Source organism: Pseudomonas syringae pv. tomato str. DC3000 (assembly GCF_000007805.1).
Taxonomy (GTDB): Bacteria; Pseudomonadota; Gammaproteobacteria; order Pseudomonadales; family Pseudomonadaceae; genus Aquipseudomonas; species Aquipseudomonas avellanae.
In genome coordinates this window covers 2,443,339-2,464,909 of record NC_004578.1, presented here as the reverse complement: position 1 = coordinate 2,464,909, position 21,571 = coordinate 2,443,339, and the positions used below count along the sequence as shown (strand labels likewise).

The following is a 21,571-nucleotide window of genomic DNA, read 5'->3' as shown; positions in this document are numbered from 1 at the left end:
TTACGCCAATGAAAATCTCCCGCCCACTAGCACAAGTACTAGGTTGCCGCCTGGGGCAGGCGTGTCTAGGGTTTGAACAAGACCTTAAGTCGCAAGGGTTTCCCTGAAAGCCCCGCATTGACAGGTCGCCAACCGAACAGGCGCATGGACTGCATAACGGTCAGGCATTGCTGCGCCTGCCACGTATCAACAGCGAGGCCTGCGCCATGGCTGCTTCTACTTCCGTACACTCCAATGCACTCAACTTCATGAGCTGTCTGAAAAGCGGCGTTGATCCCCGTACCGGGCTGTACAACGTATCGATCGCCCTGCCTGAACTGCAAAGTAATGATTTGCGCGGCCCGGGCTTCAACCTCGACCTGTCCTATAGTCAGCTCAACAGCATCGACAGCGGCTACGGGCTAGGCTGGAATCTACAACTGTCGCAATACAATCCCGGTACCCATATCCTGAGCCTGAGCACCGGCGAAACCTTCTGTATCGATGGCACCCGCGAAGTTTCCTGTCTGGACGGCACCCGCCGAACCGAACTGACGATGTCCGAGAAAAAACTCGACACTTTTCACTTCTACGAACTGGACGCAACGCATTACCGGGTGGCTCACAAGTCCGGCCTGGTGGAGATTCTTGAGGTGCACTACAGCGGCAACAACAAAATGGCCTGGCCCGTGCAGATTATCGCTGCCTCTGGACACGGCATCCGCCTCAAACACAGCCCCTTCAACAGCACCCGGTTCATGCTTGACTCGATTACAGACGACCTGGGCGACGCTCTACTTCAGATCACCCGCAGCAGCACATCAATCAATCTGGCAATGCACCCCTCTGCCGGGCCGGAGGGTAAGCCGCTGGCGCTGTTTGTCATGAAGCTGAGCACCAGCGATAAAATAGTATCGAGCATCGTCCTGCCTACCGGGGACAACCCCGAGACTAACGCTTCCTGGCGGTTTGAATACCAGTTGAAGGAGGGCAACCAGCGGTGTATCAAGAGCGTGGACACGCCTTCTGGGAGTCACGAAGATATCTTCTACCTTGATGCAGGTCATCCGTTCCCCTCGGGTGCCAACCGAGTCAGGATACCTCGAGTGACTCGGCATATTGTTAATCCGGGCCTTGAACAGGCAACGATTGATGTCCGCTATACCTACCTGGACGGTCAGCAGCGCCAGCGAAATTTTCTGGGTGCCGGGCTGTCGATCAAGTGGGACGACGATGGTCTGGATAATCTTTACAAGTACCTGCAAGACTACGATTACGTCTGTACCGAGAGCCTCTGGGTGGATGAGAAACCGGTGCGCAGTATCGAGAGAACGTTCAACCGCTTTCATCTGCAGACCCGGGAGGTCACCGCCCAGAACGGCCATCAGAAGACTGTAACCACCGCTTACAATTATATAGCGGGCGTCCACTATGCCGAGCAGCCCGCTGACTGCCAGTTGCCCCGGGAAACCGTTACCAGTTGGCAGTTACTGAACGAACCTGCCCGCACCCGCAGTGAAACCGTCACCGACACCTATGACAATCAAGGCAACGTGCTGGTGCATCTACGAGCCGATGGGATTGAAGAAATCAGCAGCTGGTATCCCGCCGGAGCGAGCGATGGCTGCCCGGCCGATGCCGAAGGATTTGTCTGCCGACTCAGAGAAAAGATCATCAAGCCCGCAGCCTCGATGCAGGCGGGTGCCCCGCCCCTCAGCACACGTTATCGCTACGCATCGATAGGTACGCTGACAGGCAGCGAGGCCTCTTACTGGATCGTGCCTGAAAGCGAGACGCTGGTGCAGATCGACGGCAATACGGAAGTAGAGCTGCAGCAGATCCGGATCGAACTCATCGACAATCCGGCAGACCCCTTCGCGCATGGACGTACCGTTCGACACACTCAGACACTCAATGGCAATTCCACCTTCACCCGGTATGCCTACAGCAAATTCAACGAATGGCAACCGGGCGGGACGATGCTGTCGATCAGCCAGACCACTGAAACAAATTTCGACGCAGCGCAAAAAACCGTCGAGCATCAGCTATCAGCCTTGACCGGCCACAAACTGTTGATTGAAGAAGATGGCGTGGAAACACGATATGTCTACGACGCACTCAACCGGCTGACCCTGGAAACAGTGGCGGCGGAAACGCCTTATAAGGCCAGTCGCAAGTTTGAATACACCCTTTGCAATGCTCCCGGGCAGCAGGCAGAACAAACGCTGACCCACGCCAGCGGCGTCAGGACACGCTCGCTCATGGATGGGCTGGGACGCACTGTCAGCGAAGAAAAGGACCGTATCGAGGGCCCCACGTCGCAGGTTATGAAGCCAATCCATACTGCCCGATACAACGCCTGGAATCAGTTGGAGCAGGAGACCGCCCATGACTGGCTGGGGGCCAAACCCTTGGCCAGCAGCACCCTTGGCTACCGCTACGATGACTGGAACCAGCGATGCTGCACCACGACCGATGACAACGTACAGACTTATGAGTATTCAGACCCGATCGGCAGCGACGTACATAAAGGCCCAATCCAGAAAACCTGGAAACAGAGTGGCGACCCGGAGGGCCGCATCAGTGGCCGCAGCGAAACCTGGCTGAATCTGTTCGGCAAACCGGACCGGATCCGGACGCTGACCGCTGGTAAAACGGGTCGCAGCCGCACGCACAGCATGAGCCGCAGCCGGAACCTGACCACGACTGAGCAGGAACTGAGCAGGCAGACCTTTCTGTACGACGGGCTGGGACGCTGCACCGAGCAGCGCGATGCACTCCAGCAAAGCACCCTGTTCAGCTACGACAACTGGTCACGCATGGTCTCCTCCACGCTTGCAGACGGCAGCGTCATCAACCGGAGTTATGCGCCGCAAAGCAGCAGTGAGCTGGCAACGATGCTCGAGGTCGTGCACCAGAACGGCACCACCAGAACCGTGGCAGGTACACAGAAATTTGACGGGCTTGAGCGTGTGACGCAGACCAAAACAGGTGACCGCGTCGAACAGTTCAACTACGACGCCGGTGAGATGCAGCCCAGGTCGCGCACAACAGCCGGGCTGGACAACATCAACTTTACCTACACTCGGGCGCTCACTGATCAGATTTTTTCCAGCACGGCTCCGGATGAAACGGCCAAATTCGATTATGACAAGACCAGTGCCCGCCTCATCGAAGCGACGAACCCGCAAGGCACGCGCACTTACCGCTATGACGTGCACAATCAACTGACGGGAGAGACTTGGGACAATCTGCTGGGTCAGGCTTGGGAAACCCGACACCAATCATCGCTGCTGGGTCGGCCGATCAAGCGCACCGATCTCAAAAAAGGCGAGGCGGCGGGCGCAGAGACCCGTTACGACTACGACACGCTCGGCAGAATCAGGTTTATCAACCAGAGCAACCTGCGCACCACAATCGACTATGACGTGCTGGGCCAGCTCTGCAAGGTGGCCACCGAGGACCTGCAGGCCGGAACTGGCGTGATCATCGACATGGAATACGACGACCAGGGACAGGAAATTCTCAGAACCCAGACCGCAAGCAACCAAGCGGCGTTGACCTTGACTCAAACGTGGGCAGTGGACGGGCTTTTGAAAACCCGCGACCTGCAACAGGCGGGTAGCCCCCTGCTGCACGAAACGTTTAGCTACGACCCCAGAGGCCGCCTGACACTGGTGAATTACCTGGGTAGCAGCTTGCCGAGAGACGAACTGCAAAGGGAGATGACCAGACAAATATTCAGCTTCGACGAGCTGGACAACATTACGCTATGCCAGACCAGGTTTACCGATGGCACCTCTGAGCGAGCAGCTTTCAAATACGGCAGCCCCGGCGACGATAAGCATAAAGACCGCTGCCAGCTTTTGAGTATTGCCTACACGCCGCCCAGAAAAACACCGGACCCGACATTCAGTTACGACGCCAACGGTAACCAGCTTAAAGACGAGCATGGCAACAGTCTGCATTACGATAGCCAGAGCCGCCTGCTGCAGGTCGCAGAAACCGGCGGTGCCCCTATCAGCCAATACCGTTATGACGGCCACAATCAACTGGTCGCCACCAGGGATGGCAATGAAAGCGAGATTTTGCGGTTCTATGAGGGTCATCAACTGAGCAGCACGGTGCAGGAAGATCAACGCACTCAGTACCTGCATCTCGGCGAACAGCCGCTGGGCCAGCAGATTGTGGACGACGCCGAGCAAACCCTGTTGCTACTGACTGACGCAAACCAGAGCGTTATGGGTGAATTTCAACAAGGCCAGCTGCGCAAGGCGGTCTACAGTGCCTACGGGGAGCGCCACAGCGAGGAGGCGCTGCTGAGCACTGCCGGGTTTAACGGTGAAGTACGCGAAGCCGCCAACGGCTGGTATCTGTTGGGCAATGGCTACCGGGCCTACAACCCTCTCCTGATGCGCTTCCACAGCCCGGATTTTCTCAGCCCCTTCGCCGAAGGCGGCGTCAACCCCTACACCTACTGCCTGGGCAACCCCATCGCCCTGCGCGACCCGACAGGACATGATGCCAGCGGTCAGACTGGCCGGTTGAGACGGCCCGATGAGGGGGCTTTGCCAATGCAACAAGGTGGCGGAGATATCATGGGTTGGGTGGGTGTAGGAATAGGCGTTGTTTTCACCGTATTGGGCGTTGCCGCTACCATAGCCACGTTAGGAACAGCCACACCGGTTACCGGCCCGGTAACTGTCCTGGGCATTTCCATGACCGCCAGCGCTGCCGCGGCCGTTTCGACAGTCTCGACCGGTGCGTTGATCGTCGGTACGGCATTGACAGCGGCTTCAACTACGGCCAATACAGTTGCCATTGTAAATAACGATCAGACGGCCGGAGAAGTCGGCGGCTGGTTGGGTATTGCCGCTGTGCCCGTTGGCTTGGTAGGGTTTGGCGCGGGGGCTGTGGTGGCGAGGGCAGTTGCGGCTGCGGCTAAAGTTGCGGCTGCCAACGCTGGTACGATCGGTGTCCGCAGCGTCAGCAGAATAGGCCTCGCTGCTGCTGGTGCCCGCAGAACCATTTCCAGCGCTGCCAGCAGCGCTCGGCGCCAAATCAGCAACATGTTAGGCAGAATCTTACCCCGTGCTCTAAACAGGACTGCTGCTACTGCACGCCGGATTCCAAGCGTTACAAGTGGCGGATCAGGACCAGGGCCATCATTATTTACACAGACTACCTTTAACGAATCGATTGGGATGACGCAGACCACTATTTTTTCAACGAATGCGAGCGGAATCCCACCGGCCACGCAGGTAACTCGAATCTAGTTTCTTTTAACCACATACCCATCCGCCACCGACACGACTTCATACGCGCCTGTCGGTGGCGCCCTGTTCATATCCGTGAAACAGACCCGTACTCGCTATTCCACCACCCGCCTGCCAGGTAAACCAACACGTGTGGAGTTTACGTTGTAGGTGGCCGCAAAAGATCACAGTTCATCACACGTAATGAAAATTCGCCTCACCTCATACGTCAGAAAAACCAATAACACTAAAACATTAGCCCCCACATTCATTTCGGAAATTTCCTACAACAACTGCCACCAATTAACGAGTTTCAGAAACACCTTATTCCAGATCTTCTCTATACACTCTCGCCCCGTCATGACACGCATCACAAACACGCTATCCAGATGCACTACATAGTTACATTCCCAAACTTTTCTACCAAACCAATCAATAAGGTTATCATCGTGAATAAAACGCTATCCGCACTCGGTCTTGCTCTGGCCACTGCCCTGACTGGCACCGCCGTATCTGCCAACACCGGCACTATCAACTTTGAAGGCCAGATCACCGGCAGCACCTGCCCTATCGAAGTGGTCAACCCAGGTGACGGTGCAGTTGGCAACCTGGTGAAAATGGGCTCTGTCGACGCTGGCCGCTTCACCGCCGTCGGCCAGGAATACAGCGGCAAGAGCTTTGCCCTGCGCGTCAAAGACAATGGCAGTTGCGGTCTTACAGGCACCGCCGATGTTGCAACTGTAAAGTTTGACGGTGCCGCGGACGGTTCCAGCAGCTACTTTGCTGTCACACCAACGGCAGATGGCGCAACGGGCGTCGCCATTGCCATTCGTGACTTTAGCGGAGACTCTATCGAGCCTGGAACCGAGTCTGCCCCCTACCCTCTGGTCGTTGGCGGTGTCACCGACATGACCTTCGACGCCTACTATCGCTCGACAGCCGCCACAGTGACGCCGGGCACTGCCTCGGCAGATATCAACTTCACCGTCGCCATCAACTGATACAACACCCGGCCACTGTGTAACGGTCAAAAAGACCTGTCGCAAGCCGCACCATTGTCAACGCATCCAGGCCCTTTTACGGGCCTGGATGTTCAAGGTAAAACAACCATGATCGGCACTATCTGCCAACAGGCCGTTGCGAAGTCCGCGCTCGGCTTAGGCATGGCTCTCGCCGTGCTCAGCATTCACATCCCGGTTGCTGAAGCTGCGCTCACCGTCAATGCCACCCGCGTGGTGTTCGCCAGCGAAAAACGCAGTACTTCGGTGGTCATTTCCAACCCGAGCGATCGCCCGTTCGCGGTTCAGACCTGGGTCAACACGACAGTCGACGACACAGTGACCGCAGTGCCTTTTGCACCCTCTCCACCGTTGTTTCGCCTGAACCCCGGCAAACAGCAGCAAGTGCAGATCAATGGCCTGCCCAACGACCTGCCCGCAGATCGCGAATCGCTGTTCTTCTTCAATGTGCAGGAAATCCCCCAGGCCGAAAGTTCGCAAGGCAATGTGCTGAATATCGCTCTGCGGACCCGACTCAAACTGTTCTACCGCCCGGCCGGGCTGACTGACAACCCAATTGCACGCCTCAAGGACCTGCAATGGTCAATCGAGCAGTCCAACGGTAAAACCCGGCTGGTGGGGATCAACCCAACCCCTTTCCACGTGTCGTTCATACGCCTTGAAGTCACGGCCAACGGCAAGACCGAAAAGATCGCGCAGGCAGCCATGCTGGCACCTTTTGCCTCGCAGGCCTATGAGCTTGGCGAAACGAAAGCAGAGCCGGGCGTTCAGGTGGTTTTTTCAGCGATAAACGATTACGGCGGCTACAGCGTTCCGCTGACCGTTCCGGTCACGCTGGCTCATTAAACCGCTTCGGCCAGCTTTCACCCCCCCAGGACATTGACCATGACCCTATTACCCGACTCCGGGCTCATACCGGTGCGCCTGCGTTTTATGCAGTTGCTGATTGTCTGCGGCAGCGGAGCCCTGCCACTGGAGCTGATTCAGGCCGCAGACCTCGTCAATTTCCAGTCCGGTTTTCTGCGCCAGGGCCAGGGCTACGATATCGACGCTGCAAACAAAGCGCTGAATAACCTCGCAGAGGTCGAAGACCTGGCACCCGGCAACCACTGGGTCGAAATTCACATCAACACGCGTTACTTCGGTCAGCGGGAACTGCGCTTCGATGCCGACCCGCAAGGCAACGGTCTGCTGCCATGCCTGTCAAAAGAGCTACTTGAGCAAATGGGCGTACGCATCGAGAGCCTGGCCGAGCAGACATTATTGCAGGCCTCCTGCGTCGACCTGTCCCGGCTGATTCCCCAGGCAACCACCAAACTGGACGGCGGCAGGCTGCAACTGTCGATCTCCATACCGCAGATCGCCATGCGCCTGGATGCCATCGGCAGGGTTGATCCGGCGCTCTGGGATTACGGCATCAATGCCGCATTCGTCAGTTACCAGGCGTCCGCGCAGCAAACCACGCGTACCGACACCGGCACAGGCAACAGCGCGAATCTGTACCTTAATAGCGGTATCAACCTTGGCGCATGGCGACTGCGCAGCAATCAAAGCGTGCGTCACGACGAAGAGGGTCGTCGTGAATGGACAAGGGCCTATGCATACGCCCAACGTGACCTGCCCGGCACTCACGCGAATCTGACCATCGGCGAGACGTCCACCGACAGCAATGTTTTCCGCAGCGTACCGATCAAAGGCGCACTGATCAAAACCGATCAGGAAATGCTCCCCGACACCGCACAGGGGTACGCCCCGGTGATTCGCGGTGTGGCGCAGAGTCGGGCGAAGCTTGAAGTGCTGCAGAACGGCTACCCGATCTATTCCACCTATGTCAGCGCCGGCCCCTACGAAATCGACGATCTGGCGGCTACGGGCAGCGGCGAACTGGAAGTGGTACTGACTGAGGCGGACGGTCAGGTGCGGCGCTTCAGCCAGCCCTACGCAACCATCGGCAACCTGTTGCGTGAGGGCGTCTGGAAATACAGCACCGCACTGGGCCGCTATAACGGTGCCAGCGCAATCGAGCAGCCCTGGATTTGGCAAAGCACGCTGGCCATTGGCACCGGCTGGAACGCCACCCTTTACGGCGGCTTGATGGCCAGCGACATGTACCGCGCCACCGCGCTGGGCATCTCGCGGGACCTGGGCGCTTTGGGGGCCGTGGCATTGGACGCAACGCAGTCGGACGCGGACATTGATCGCGCCGGAACGACCAGCGTGCAAGGCATGAGTTACGCCCTCAAGTACGGCAAGATGTTTACCACCAATACCAACCTGCGCTTCGCCGGTTACCGCTACTCCACTCAAGGCTATCGTGATTTCGACGAGACCATGCGTCAACGCGATAACAACAGACCCTTCACCGGCAGCCGCCGTAGCAGGCTGGAGGCCTCCGTTCACCAAAAGGTCGGAAGCCGCAGCAGCGTCAGTCTGACAATGTCCCGGCAGAATTATTGGGGCAGCGCTGCCGAACAGCAGCAGTATCAATTCAACTTCAATACTCAGCATGCCGGGGTCACCTACAACCTGTATGCCTCACAATCGCTGACCGACACACGCAACCAGAAAAATGACCGGCAGTTGGGGCTCAGCATCTCGCTGCCTCTGGATATCGGGCATTCGAGCAGCGCAGCCTTCGACCTGCAGAACAGTGGTGATCACTACAGCCAGCGGGCCAGTCTGAGCGGCAGCCTCGACGATAACCGCCTCAATTACCGAACCAGCCTGAGCAACGATGACGGCCGCCAGCAAAGCGCAGGTCTCGCGGTCGGCTATCAGGCGCCTTTTGCAAGTTTCGGAGCGGGCCTGACCCAAGGCAACGATTATCGCAGCACGTCAATCAATGTCAGTGGCGCCCTGTTGATGCACGCAGGGGGTATCGAACCCGGTCCGAGTCTGGGCGATACCATTGCGCTGATCGAAGTGCCCGACACACCGGGCGTCGGTGTACAGAATGCAATCGGGGTCGAGACCAATAGTCGAGGGTATGCACTGGTGCCCTACCTGCGGCCTTACCGTTACAACCACATCGAGCTGCAAACGGATCAGCTCGGTCCGGAGATCGAAATCGATAACGGCAGCGCTCGAGTAGTGCCGGCTCGCGGGGCCGTGGTCAAGACCACTTTTGCCGCACGCACCGTCACACGCCTGGTTATCACGGCGCTTACCGACAGTGGCAAGCCGCTGCCGTTCGGTGCTCAGGTCAGCGACGCCGAAGGAAACATCATGGGCATTGCAGGCCAGGGCGGATTGATTTTGCTGTCCACCGGCATGCAGGCACAAACCCTCGACGTAAGCTGGGGTGAACAGACGGAATCCCGATGCCGACTGCACATAGACCCGACCAATATGCCGCTGACCAAAGGCTACCGAATACAGTCATTGACGTGCAGCCAATGACCTCTGGTCTGACGCACATGTGCCACCGACCTTTCAGGAACCCCTTATGAAACATGTACTGAATGCACTGGCGCTTGCCGTGACTGCCGCCAGCCTCGTTCATGGCACAACCGCTATGGCCGAGTCTTACGATTCGGATCCGGGCGACAGCTGTTACTGGCTATCCAGCCCCGGGATGAAAGAATTCCGCCGTGACATTGGCACGATCTACATCCCCCGAGATGCCAAAATCGGCAGCGTTATCGGCAAGATCGATATGGAGGCATACACCCCCGACCTGGCAAGACTATCGGCCGCTTGCGCCAATGACGGCACCGCTCTACTGGAGTTCAGGGCGACGGCAACGGCCCCTATCCATTCTGGTGGTCTGGAACCGATCAATGGTGAAGACATCAACGGCAAAGTACTTAAAACCAATATTTCAGGAGTCGGCATAAGGGTAAAACTGGAGCATCCGTACTCAGGTGGGTGTAACAATTGCTTCACACCGGTCGACGGAAATCCTGTCGTACCGTTTTTGGCTCTCAATGAATATAACAACCTGCTCGTGCCAATCAGCATCGTGGGCCTGAGAAACTTTATCACGCTGGTCAAGATCGGGCCTATACCTCCCGGCCCTAATGTGCTGGATGGCAGCGAGCTGTGGTCAGGAAGCCTTACTGCGCTGGGCAAAGTCATGAGATACGGCGTCACCGGCACGGTGATTCAGGCTCAATGCACCGTAGGCGCTCCAAGCAGCGCAGCCCCGGTACAACTGGGTGACTGGGACCGAGCAGAGTTTACCGGGCCCGGTTTCACCACTACGAAGGTCCCCTTCCATATTGCCCTGAGTAATTGCGAGACCGACACCGGCGCCGGCTTTATAGCAACAGCCCACGTCCAGCTCGACGGCGTCGACGGCTCGGCGCCGGTCGGCCCCGTCAATAGCGGCGTTTTCAGCCTGACGACCGATTCGCAGGCTCGTGGCATGGGGATTCAAGTGCTCAAGGCCGACGGCTCGACGCCCATGGAACTGCAAACCGAAGTCCCGTTGATTGCTATCACGCCAGGTAACATGTCACTCAACTTTTATGCGCGCTTCTATCAGACCGAAGCCAGCAGCGAAGTCCGCCCAGGCAAAGCCAAAGGTGCGCTGAGCTTTACCCTTACCTACAAATAGCAGAGCAACCCGCAGATGCCTGCACGCTATGCCGACGTCAGCCATACAACGTTGGTGCCAGTGAAGGAAACGACTGCCAGCTGAGTTTCTGGTCGAAGCTCACGCGCACTCTGATCTCCAGCTGGGTGCCAACCTTGAAGCGCTGCAGATCCGCCTTGCTGATATGACCAGCGCTGATTGTTGCGCCGGTCGACGGCACCGGATACTCACTCAGTACCGGAACAACCACCAGTTGACTGGCGTTGTTCACCCCGCGCACTTCAAGATTGACGAACTGGTCCGTCGCCATGAAGAGCCAACTATTCAATGTGAACACTGCGCGCCCTCCATCGGCGATGCTGCTCAGCGGCAACCGTCCACCCGACACCTTGTCGCATTGCACCACCGGAAAACCGCTGACCCTCGATACCGTGAGGTTATGCCTGCTTGAAACATGCAGCTCCACGGCGCTCGGCTCCGTGACCTCGTAATACACAGGGATCGTTTTACCAAAATGCTGGGGAATCCGACTGGCCGGAATCCTGAACTCGAGAGGGTTGGCAGCTTCCGGCTGGTCTGTTCGGTAGGCCCCGGTACTGCCTGGCTCGGCCCACTGGACAGCAATAACGTCACCAGGACGAATGTCAGCCTGGGCAGGTATTGTCACGATAGCGCCATTGATAGCACTCAACGGATTGAGTGTGCTGTAGCTTGCCGAGCCGGACGCCCCCTCGATTCTCGGTGGCGGTAGTACTCGAGGAACAGGCTGAGCTGCAACATCAAGCCTGAACGCCAGTGAATAAGAAGACGCGTTCCCTGCACGATCTGTCAGGCGATAAAACGCATAGCGCACTCCGTCACCACGTGCCCGAACCATGTCGCCATTGAATACCAGCGTCACAGAATTGCCGATCTCGGGCGCAGCCAGCGACCTGGTCGAAACGATATCGTCATCGCTGAATGCAAAGGGATCGCGGCTCCAGTACCAGGTCACGGCGTCACCGGGAGCTCCTCCACGGTATGACTCAATAGTGGCAGTAACTCTATCGTCGTGGCTTGCCAGATACCCGGAGGTAATCTTTGAGGTATCAAACCTCAGTTGCCCCTGATTGGCAGCCAGCATCGGGGCAGTCAGATCGATGGTGACAGTCTGGGGCACAGACCAGTCGCTATTGCCCGAATACTCCGTCACCTCATAGCGTATCGAGTGGATTCCAGCCGTGAGATGATATTCCGGCAAGTCGAACAATAGGTCTTCAAGGGGGAGTGAGGGGAAATCTTCGCCTGGCCAGGTTTTCTGATAGACCAATGTAGTGTTGTCCCAGTAAACCGTAAGAATGACGTCATAACGGGGCTCATTGTAGTAATCCCACGCGGGAATCTGTATCGGCAGTGGATTAAATACATCGTCTACGGGCAACAACCCCTCTTCGTCCCATTGCGGATCGTCGGGAAGAAGATAGGCAATAAAAGGCGGTGGATAGCCGGGATCCTGCCTGAACAGCGCTGTGAATCCCCTCCTCAGCCAGTGGCGAAAACGGTCATACAGTCGAGTCGTTATCATGTTCAGATCCTTGAAGTCCGCTTCTGCTTCGTGAACATCCATATTCACACCTGCTTACTTCAACACATCTGTGCCATTGCCACGACTCGCAAAACTGCTAGTTGACAGACACTGCCGATAAACTGACGCCTATAAAAAAGGAGGTCATCGTGACCTCCCTTTTGCCTTTCGTTTTGTTTACCAGCTGTAACGAATACCTACGCTGGCACCCCAGGGTTGCTCGACTTTATCGCCATTGCTGTGCTCGAAATCGGCATGCACCTGAAAGCGCTCCGACAGGGAGGCGGCTATACCAATGCCCAACTCGCCACGCGAACCCGACAAGTCGTTGTTGAAGACGTTGTCGTTCACCTGAACCTCGTTGTTTTTTGCAAACTCGTGAACCCAGGCCGTACGCACATAAGGCTGGACCGTCCTGCCTTGCCCAAGATCGAAGTTGCGCCCGGTCGTCGCACCGAGTTTGCCCACCAGCGAACGCGTCAGGTCGTTTTCGGCACGCATGCCGTTGTCCAGCTCATAATCCTTGCCTTCGACGACCACGCCGGCCAACTGGCTGTAGGGCTCGACAAAGTAACCATTGTCCAGCTTGATATGGCGTCCGAACTCCAGCGACGCACCGACACCCGAGTTGCTGTAATCGCCTTTTGTACGGGTGCCATCGCTCAGATTGACGCGGGCTTTGTTATTGAAACGGTTGAACTTGAGCACGCCGTCGAAGTAGTAGCCCGTATCGCTGTCCAGCCATGTGCTGTAGGCACCGACGTAGTAGCTGTCGACTTTGCCACTGGCACCACGGTCCAGACTCAGGTCTGAACTGCTTTGCCCTGCCATCACACCCGCCAGCCATTGCCCGTCACCCATCGGGACTTTGCCGTCCGCGCCCAGCGAAAAGCCCTGCTGAGTTTGCTGATAGCCGAAACCTGACGCATCGGAGACGTTGAACTTGTTGCCGTAGGTGCGCATCCACGCGCCCGACTGCCCACCGTTATGACGCAATTCGCCCATGCGCGTGCGCAGTGAGGTCAGCTCGCCATACCATACGGTGGGTGCCGTATTGAACAACGCGACTACAGTGGCGGCAGCAGGGCTGACCTTGCGGGTCTGCGCGTCAAGGTACCAGTCATTGGCACCCTGCTTGACCAGATCGTAGGACCAGGCACCGAGGTCGACCGCCCCGCCAACCAAGGAAAAATCCGCATCGCCGGCGGCAGCGCGCACCACATGCAGGCTGGTGTCGGCAGACGGTTCAGTGCCGGTGCTGCCGATCAGCAGCGAGTGACTGCCGGTCGCACTGCCGGTGATATCGAGAAAGTCTGTGCGACCCGCGGCAAAATCCACATCCATGATGAACGTGCCATTGCCGGACAGATTGGCGACCGACAGTGTGTAAAAACCGGCAGCGTCGCCAAACCGGACCGAGCCACCGTTCAGGGTCAACTCAGCAAGGTTGCCGTTGCCGATCATGGCCCACTGCGCGCCATTGTTGATGGCGACGCTGCGGGTGTTTTCCAGGTGCCCGGTCAGCACTGAGTTGTTGTCGAGCAGTACATCGGCGAGCGCACCCGACTCGGCAAGTACATCCCCCGTCATGCTGCTGTTGTCGAGATTGAGTGTGACGGCGCTCGCGGACTCGACCTGCACGTTGCCACTCAGGCTGCTTGCCGACACATTCATCACGGCCGAGGAGCCGCCGGTGACTTCCAGCATATTGCCGTTGCCACCCGTCAGGCTGGAACCATTACTGACATCTAACGCCACAACGGAGCCTGGCAACCTTGATATCAATGGGGCAATCCGGATAGCGGCCCCCGTCTGCCCGACCACCTGCGTGCTGTCCAGCTTCAGTGACGCCTCTGTGTAGACTTCCTCGGAGCTGATCGCAACGCCATTCACCGTGCCCACGATACTGCTGGCACTGGCCTGCGCTGCACCGGCATTAAGGCGCAAACCTACCCCGTCGACGCCGGTGCCTGCCAATTGCGAGCCCGTCAGACCGAGCTGACTGAAATGCGTGACCACTGTACCCGCCAATGCGCCGCTGCTGGAGCTGTTGGTCAGGTTCACGCTGGAGCCGGTTGTCAGGTCCCGTAATCGATTGACGCTCAGACCGATACCGCTGGCATTGGCGATGGTGCTGTTGGAAACAGTCCCGAGACTGTTAGTGATGCTAAGGCCATTGCTGATCGCAGCGCCATTCATGGTGAGCTCGGAACCGCCACGCAACGTGGCAGCCACAAGGGCCGACCCGGCCGAGATATTCAGCATGGAGCCCGTAGAGTCAACCCTGCCGTGCTGGCTTCCGCCATTCACATTCAGCGTTGCGTCGCTGGACAACACGTAATTATTGACGGGGCTGGATTGATCGATGTCCATCACCTCGTCTTTTACCGGGACAGTAGCGGCAAACACTTGATTGCTGATCAATAGCGCAGGAACAAGTGCCAGGCACTTTATGGCAACGGGCAAAAGATGCAGGGCGCAGGGGGGGCGGAGCATCATGGCAGCTTCCTCGATCTAGGAAATATGTAAGCCCGTTCGATATCTGTCTTAAGAAAAAGAAAAGCGAGCTGTAGGACGTCTGCGGATCCTACCGACGTATATCCGACAAAAATGCAAGGCAATTCCGACATTACTGTAGGAATATTCCTACCAACACTGCGAGTGGCGATTCCCCCTGCACTGCTGTTACACCACAACTGCAATGTCCTTAGAGCACGGTCCCAAGGTCGGCACCCTGAAAGATGCCGACCTACTGAAACGCACACCCCTGCGACGCTATAAAACAGCGCTATCTATTACTGAGCATCGCCAGTTTCCAGCCCGCTGTCCTCACCGGATATACAGGTCGTGCGAGAGCTTGCAGAGCAAAAGGTCGAGCCCGTTTTTCGACTGATCCGGACGCGTGTTGAATGAGAGCCTCGCTGTCCGCTGTCTTTGGACAACTCATAGGTAAAAAGTCCGCTGCCGTTGGTAACAGGCTCTACAAGATCCGCATAAGGCACCTTGAATTCAATACCCTGTGCCACGTGCTCGGGAGTCACGGTAATCGGATCAAAGGTAAACTCCGTTCCGGGTATCAGCATCGTGCCATCCCTATCACTGTATCCCCGCCAACTGAACACGACGGTATCACCCGGTTGCATGTCGGCAGCATTGCCTGGCATCACAACATCGATACCCTCCCACGGCTTGCTACCACAGTTGATGAACGGTTCGTCTGCCGGACTTCCACTCCAGCGTCCAGGAAACTCCACATCGACCAATCCCTTGATGGGAATGATAGTGACACTCACCTCGGTGAGGGCGGATTGCTGTACGTTTATGCCGTTCGAAGTGGTGTAGTAGATCGGCAGCTTCTCGTTGTATCCCCCCCTGACAATATCCGCCCACGCAACTTCAAAGGCGACCGTTGCACCGGGCGACTCAGTGGTCAGCGTTATTTCACTGACAGGATCACTCAAAGTACCCCAGTAAAGTTTCAACACCTGCCCTGCTTGGACTTCGTTATAGAGTTGCAGTTGCGCCGTGGCAGACAAACCCAGATCGGCCTCCGTCAGTTGATTATCCGGCGCAGACGAATTCCGACTTTTTACGACCACCGGGGGGAGATTTATGTTTACAGGATCAAGCCCGACAGGGGGCGGGCCAGCCACACTGAAGTTAACGTTCACTGTCAGTCTCGGCGAAGGAGTCTTCGACACTCCACGCACGACGTTGTAGCCAACCTCGAAGGTGCGCGCATTGTCTGCACCTTGCGCTGACAGCGTGGCCCAATGGATCGGGAAAACCATCGGAAAGCTAGACACCGGCACCAGCGGTAGCCGGGTGTTTTCCCATACAACTTCTATCTGGTCTGCTTCAGGTTTCGCATTTTCATAACTGGGCGCAGGAATCTCGACCTCAACGCCTAACAGAGCGTCGGCTCTGTCGATCCACCCATCGAACGCCAAGTCGACCTCTGGAGTTTGAAGCCCAGCAGGGCCAGGATTGAGATCAACCTCTATATAGGTCGCACCCGAATAAGCCCCAAAGTTACCCGTGCGATCTTGATAACGGTAGACAACCGCTATTCTTCCCTGAGACAGCGTTTTGACAAAGTCGGCTTCGAGGCGGACAACCGGATCACCCGCTTCCGGGACTACATCGTCTACCGTAATTGGTTTGCTCGTAATGGGTTCAAATGGATCACTCTGGCGGGAAGTGAGCAATGAGGGCACCCATGAAATAAAAAAATTATCACCCGCTAACATGTCCTTGGTGCGCGAGACCGAAATATCCAGGTAAGCATTGTCGTTCAGGTATTGAAGCGTCAGACCGTTCGTCACCACCTCGACAGGCAGTGTAGGAGGCGGGCCTTCGTCGCCCTCATTTGGCGGAACTTTATCAACGGTGAATTGGAGTTCTGACGAGTCAGCCTCGTTGCCATCATATTGGGTATAGTGATATGAAAATAAATAACGCCCTGCCTCTTTAATGACGTCCACGGGGACTATAACTTCAACATCGGAGGGGCTGTCCAGCACGTTTGTCTGAAGGTGACTGCCGTTAACCTTATACTCGAGTGTTTCACCATAACCGTATTCTATGAAATCAGATCTTGGAAGAGTCAGCGTCAGAGGGTTTTCCCATTGAGTCTTTGGCCACAGGGTTCGATCATCGCCCGAAATTGGTAGCAAAGCACCCAATGCCACTGGCGCAGCTTCCAGCCTATAATTTCTTTCGCGAGAACGCTCAAGGCGCTTCTTGCGTACCGCCTGGCGGACCTCTTCAGCCGTTTTTTTTTCTTCGTGCAAGTCCATTTGTCGTTCTCCATAACGATCAGCCGCCATCAAGCCCTGGCGGCAACAGGCGCAACCGCAACCGCAACCGCTCACCGGACGTTTAAGCCAGCCGAAACCGGAGAGATCACGGGTTTCCGTCATGCTAGCTAGCAACCTAAGGCTTAATCAGGGCACCGCGATACTGGTAGAAGTGCTAGCTAGACAATCTTCGTTTTAAGGCGTAAGCGTCGTGGTTCGTTCACTCATCTCTATGTATCCGTATCGATACATTCACGACATCCGCCTGACATCGGCCAGCGTCACCCTACCGCCGAGCCTCACGGCGAAGTAGCATGAGCGGCAGCGTTGATCTTCAACAGCGGCCAGACAACGGCGGCACACGCAGGCGACAGACGCACTATGCAAGCACTTCCCGAGAACACCCTTGATGCCACATCGACCGACCAGCGCTGGAGCGTGCGGGCGCTGATCGTCGATGACGACGTGGCCATTCGCGAACTGCTTTGCGACTACCTGACGCGCTTCAACATCAATGCCCGCGGCGTGACCGACGGTTCGCAGATGCGTCAGGCACTCACCGATGAAACCTTCGATGTGGTGGTGCTCGACCTGATGCTGCCCGGCGAGGACGGCCTGTCGCTGTGCCGCTGGTTGCGCAGCACTTCGGACATTCCGATCCTGATGCTGACCGCACGTTGCGAACCGACTGACCGGATCATCGGCCTGGAGCTGGGTGCCGACGATTACATGGCCAAACCGTTCGAACCGCGCGAGCTGGTCGCGCGCATCCAGACCATCCTGCGCCGGGTACGCGACGAACGCAGCGATCAGCGCACGACCATTCGCTTTGACGCCTGGCGCCTGAACAGCGTCCTGCGTCAATTGACGGCCGCCGACGGGCTGGTGGTGCCGCTGTCCAACGCCGAGTTTCGCCTGTTGCGCGTCTTTCTCGAACGACCGCACAGAGTCTTGAGCCGCGAACAGTTGCTCGATGCTGCAAGAGGCCGCTCGATAGAGGCGTTTGATCGCAGTATCGATTTGCTGGTTTCGCGCCTGCGCCAGAAACTCGGCGACGACCCGAAGAATCCGCAACTGATCAAGACCGTACGCGGTGAAGGCTATCTGTTCGATGCCAGGGAGCTGGGTTGATTCGCAGGTTCGACACCCTGTTTGCGCGGCTGTTTGGCGGTGCACTGCTGGCTATTCTGCTTGCGCACTTGCTGGCCTTCATCTGGTTCACGCAATACGGCATGCGCCCCATGCCGCCGCCAAGGCCTGACTTCGAGCCTGCGCACGGCCAATTTGATGACAGGCCGATGCACAGGCCGCCGATCCTGGGGGGGCCGGCGATAGTGCTGTTCTTTCAGTTCATCACTATGATCATCGCCGCGTGGTATGGCGCCAAGGCACTCAGCCGTCCGATACAGCGACTCAGTGACGCCGCCGAGCGCCTGAGTGAGGACCTCGACAGCCCGCCATTGGAAATCAGCGGCCCCAGGGAGGCGCGTCAGGCCGCGCAGACGTTCAACCTGATGCAAAGCAAAGTGCGCGACCAGATGCAGCAACGTGGACGCATGCTGGCGGCGGTGTCCCATGACCTACGCACGCCGCTGTCGCGGCTTAAACTGCGCGTTGAACAGATCGAGGAACCCAGACTGCACGGCCAGATGACACAGGACCTCAACGACATGATCAGCATGCTCGATGCCACGCTCGCCTACCTCAACGAGCATCGGCGCACCGAGGGCTTGCAGCAGTTTGACCTGCAGGCGCTGATCGAGTCCCAGGCCGAAAATGCCCAGGACAATGGCGACGACGTGCAGTACGAGGGGCAGTGCAAACCGCTCAGGACGCAACCGATGGCGCTGCGCTCGTGCCTGCAGAATCTGGTCGACAATGCGCTGCGCTACGCCGGTAGCGCGCGCATCGTGATTGAAGACAGCGCAGATCACGTGCGCGTGTCGGTGGTTGATCACGGACCGGGCATTGCGCCGGAGTTTCACGAGACGGTGTTTGAACCGTTCTACCGCCTGGAAAGCTCGCGCAATCGCAACTCCGGCGGCATCGGCATGGGCATGAGCATCGCCCGCGAGGCTGCGCGCCGCATCGGCGGGCAGTTGTCGCTGGCGCAGACCCCGGGCGGTGGTCTGACGGCGGTACTGGACCTGCCGCGCCTTTGACGCACTGAGTATCGCGCCCTGTACAAAGCCTACATCACCACGACAACTGACAGCAGCCGACGGGTATAAAACTCCGCGGGAGTGAGCGTGCTCACGAAAGCGATTGTCCATGCGCCCTGTTTCTTAGACGTGTGTGACTATCGTACCGATGCTCCGCCTCGGCACGATCGTCAGTTAGATTTGCATATAATGATGAGTGCTTAGCGCGGGTTACGCGCCCGTTCACTGCCAACCCAGTCCGTCAACAGGCTGTACGCCACCGCCAGCAGGGTCGGGCCGATGAACAGGCCGATGAAGCCGAACGCCAGCAGCCCGCCAAACACCCCCAGTAACACAATCACCAGCGGCAGATTGCCGCCCCGACTGATCAGGTAAGGCTTGAGCACGTTGTCCACGCCACTGATGACGAACATGCCCCAGATGCCGAGAAATATCGCCATACCATACTCGCCCTGCCAAACCAGCCAGGCGGTTGCAGGCAACCAGACCAACGGCGGGCCCATCGGGATGAGGCTGAACAGGAAAGTCAGAATGCCCAGCACCAGCGCTCCAGGAATGCCTGCGATCAGAAAACCGATCAGCGCGAGCAACGCCTGCGCCGCTGCGGTGCCAATCACACCGTTGACTACCCGCTGCACCGTGCCTGCAACCAGGTCCAGATAATACTGCGCCCTGTCACCGATCAAGCGTTCCAGCAGGCTCAACACGAACGCCGCCAGACGCGGACCGTCGCGATAGAAGAAAAAGGCGAAAACGATACTCAGAGTCAGCTCGAGGATGCCGCCACCGATCTGCGCGCTGCGCGCCAGCAACCAGTTGCCGACCTCGCCCAGGTACGGCTTGACCGTGGTCATGAACGCCGCGCCCTGCTGGTCAATGGTGGTCCACAACCCCACCAGGCGCTCGCCCACCAGCGGAATACCCGCCAGCCATTGCGGCGGATCAGGCAGCCCGTCGACCTGTATATCCTTGATCAACGCCGTGGCGTCACGCACATGGTCGGCGAGATTGAAGCCCAGCCAGACGAGTGGTGCCGCGACCAGCAACATCCAGCACAAGCACATCACCAGCGCAGCCAGCGACTCACGGCCCTTGAACCAGCGCGTCAGCAAACGCATCAACGGCCAACTGGCAAACGCCAGCACCGCGCCCCAGACCAGCGCCGACCAGAACGGTGCCATTACCCAGAGACAGGCGCCGAATAGCGCCAGCAGCAGAATCTGCACCAGCAAACGATCATTGTTGAACATGCGGCATCCATCAGAAGGGCTCGGAGGTAGCGAGCATAAAGGCGAACAGGGCTGGCGTCAGCCGTTGTTCGCCATGTTCGCCATGTTCGCCAATCAGTGACTAGCGGATGACCTCGATTTTCAGCCCTTTGCCATCGAGCGCCCCGGTCTCCAGCCGGGCAGCGCGAACACCTTTGCCGATCAACGCGTCACGCCAGGCACCTGCGCTGACGCCGGACACGATCAAACGCAGTGAACTGTCGAGGTTGAGGCCGCGAGAAACCAGCGTGACCCAAGCCTCTTGTGGCTCGCCGGCAAGCCGGGGCAGTTCCAGCTTGCCGGTGCTTTTCAATTGACGCAGCAGCGTCGCCGAGGTGGGCAGCAGCTCGCCCAGTGGCGCAGCGACTTCGAACTGCTCGACGTGCAGATAGGCTCGACGATTGCCGCGGGTAATGCTGTAGAGCGCCACCAGAGTGTCATTGCGGGGCTCTGCCATGCGCAACAGCAGATACGCCTGCCGGTCGTCCGCGCCGAACAGCTTGGCGTTGCCGAACACTTCGTTGGCCCACAGGCTGCTTTCTCCGCAGTCGCGTGCCTGACACCAGAACAGCAATTCAGCGCCCTGCTGCTGCAAGGCTTGGCGCGCGGCGGTAAAAGCGTCGTCGGACGTATGTTCGGCAGGTAACTGATAGGTGACCGAGGTCAGGTTGCCGCGCGCGCTGACCTGTCCGTCGAATCGCAACTGGCCACTGATCTTGCGGATCGAGCCCATCGGGTAGACACGCTCCAGTTCGGCGACGGGACGGTAGTCAACGATCTCGGCATCGGCCAGACGCGGCACAATGTCCAGATCACGGCTGCCTTCCAGATCGTCGGCGCTGAGTGCGCTGCTGAACAGGCCGCTGAAAATGACTGCGCACAACGCGGCGACTGGAACACGTGTTAAAAGCATGAGTGCTCTCATCGGCAGGCAAGCGTAAAGAAAGGATGTGGGTAATCGCCTGCAAGGCGATCATGGCGGGCTGCG

At 57.8% G+C, this 21,571-nt stretch carries 12 protein-coding genes; 7 read left to right on the top strand and 5 right to left on the bottom strand.

The genetic code is table 11. From position 1 onward, the window contains the following. Positions 1-206 precede the first annotated feature (206 nt). The 5 genes from PSPTO_RS11580 to PSPTO_RS11560 all read left to right on the top strand — a co-directional run bounded on the left by PSPTO_RS11580 (position 207) and on the right by PSPTO_RS11560 (position 10,811). Positions 207-5,255, top strand: coding sequence for an RHS repeat-associated core domain-containing protein (locus tag PSPTO_RS11580; RefSeq protein ID WP_046463561.1), 5,049 nt, complete (start codon positions 207-209; stop codon positions 5,253-5,255). 428 nt (positions 5,256-5,683) lie between these two features. Next, positions 5,684-6,235, top strand: coding sequence for a fimbrial protein (locus tag PSPTO_RS11575; RefSeq protein ID WP_011103900.1), 552 nt, complete (start codon positions 5,684-5,686; stop codon positions 6,233-6,235). Between the two features lie 108 nt (positions 6,236-6,343). Next, complete coding sequence (locus PSPTO_RS11570) at positions 6,344-7,099, top strand: fimbrial biogenesis chaperone (RefSeq protein ID WP_005765821.1); 756 nt, start codon at positions 6,344-6,346, stop codon at positions 7,097-7,099. 39 nt (positions 7,100-7,138) lie between these two features. Beyond that, the gene (locus PSPTO_RS11565) at positions 7,139-9,652 is read left to right on the top strand and encodes a fimbria/pilus outer membrane usher protein (protein ID WP_011103899.1); all 2,514 of its coding nucleotides are present in this window, start codon (positions 7,139-7,141) and stop codon (positions 9,650-9,652) included. A gap of 46 nt (positions 9,653-9,698) precedes the next feature. Continuing rightward, positions 9,699-10,811: a fimbrial protein gene (locus PSPTO_RS11560; RefSeq protein ID WP_005765826.1), complete on the top strand. Its 1,113-nt coding sequence runs from the start codon at positions 9,699-9,701 to the stop codon at positions 10,809-10,811. Between the two features lie 37 nt (positions 10,812-10,848). Here the strand turns inward: PSPTO_RS11560 and PSPTO_RS11555 are convergent, their stop codons facing one another. The 3 genes from PSPTO_RS11555 to PSPTO_RS11545 all read right to left on the bottom strand — a co-directional run bounded on the left by PSPTO_RS11555 (position 10,849) and on the right by PSPTO_RS11545 (position 17,276). Beyond that, positions 10,849-12,354: a hypothetical protein gene (locus PSPTO_RS11555; RefSeq protein ID WP_032639333.1), complete on the bottom strand. Its 1,506-nt coding sequence runs from the start codon at positions 12,352-12,354 to the stop codon at positions 10,849-10,851. Positions 12,355-12,531: 177 nt separating this feature from the next. Beyond that, positions 12,532-14,853 carry an autotransporter outer membrane beta-barrel domain-containing protein gene (locus PSPTO_RS11550; RefSeq protein ID WP_011103898.1) on the bottom strand — a complete coding sequence of 774 codons (2,322 nt, stop codon included), beginning with the start codon at positions 14,851-14,853 and terminating at the stop codon, positions 12,532-12,534. Between the two features lie 296 nt (positions 14,854-15,149). Beyond that, complete coding sequence (locus PSPTO_RS11545; RefSeq protein ID WP_226992691.1) at positions 15,150-17,276, bottom strand: hypothetical protein; 2,127 nt, start codon at positions 17,274-17,276, stop codon at positions 15,150-15,152. A 258-nt stretch (positions 17,277-17,534) separates the two neighbouring features. On the opposite strand from PSPTO_RS11545, the gene PSPTO_RS11540 reads away from it, so the two are divergent. Together PSPTO_RS11540 and PSPTO_RS11535 are read left to right on the top strand one after the other, a co-directional pair. After that, positions 17,535-18,284, top strand: coding sequence for a response regulator (locus tag PSPTO_RS11540; protein WP_007244755.1), 750 nt, complete (start codon positions 17,535-17,537; stop codon positions 18,282-18,284). Next, positions 18,281-19,315, top strand: coding sequence for a sensor histidine kinase (locus PSPTO_RS11535; RefSeq protein ID WP_005765836.1), 1,035 nt, complete (start codon positions 18,281-18,283; stop codon positions 19,313-19,315). Before PSPTO_RS11540 ends, PSPTO_RS11535 begins: the two co-directional genes overlap by 4 nt. 200 nt (positions 19,316-19,515) lie before the next feature. Here PSPTO_RS11535 and PSPTO_RS11530 read toward each other — a convergent pair whose 3' ends face one another. Both PSPTO_RS11530 and PSPTO_RS11525 read right to left on the bottom strand, forming a co-directional pair. Then, positions 19,516-20,565: an AI-2E family transporter gene (locus PSPTO_RS11530; protein ID WP_005765838.1), complete on the bottom strand. Its 1,050-nt coding sequence runs from the start codon at positions 20,563-20,565 to the stop codon at positions 19,516-19,518. A 100-nt stretch (positions 20,566-20,665) separates the two neighbouring features. Next, positions 20,666-21,496 (bottom strand): DUF4892 domain-containing protein, encoded by an 831-nt coding sequence (locus tag PSPTO_RS11525; protein ID WP_046463559.1) that lies wholly within the window; start codon positions 21,494-21,496, stop codon positions 20,666-20,668. Positions 21,497-21,571 lie beyond the last annotated feature (75 nt).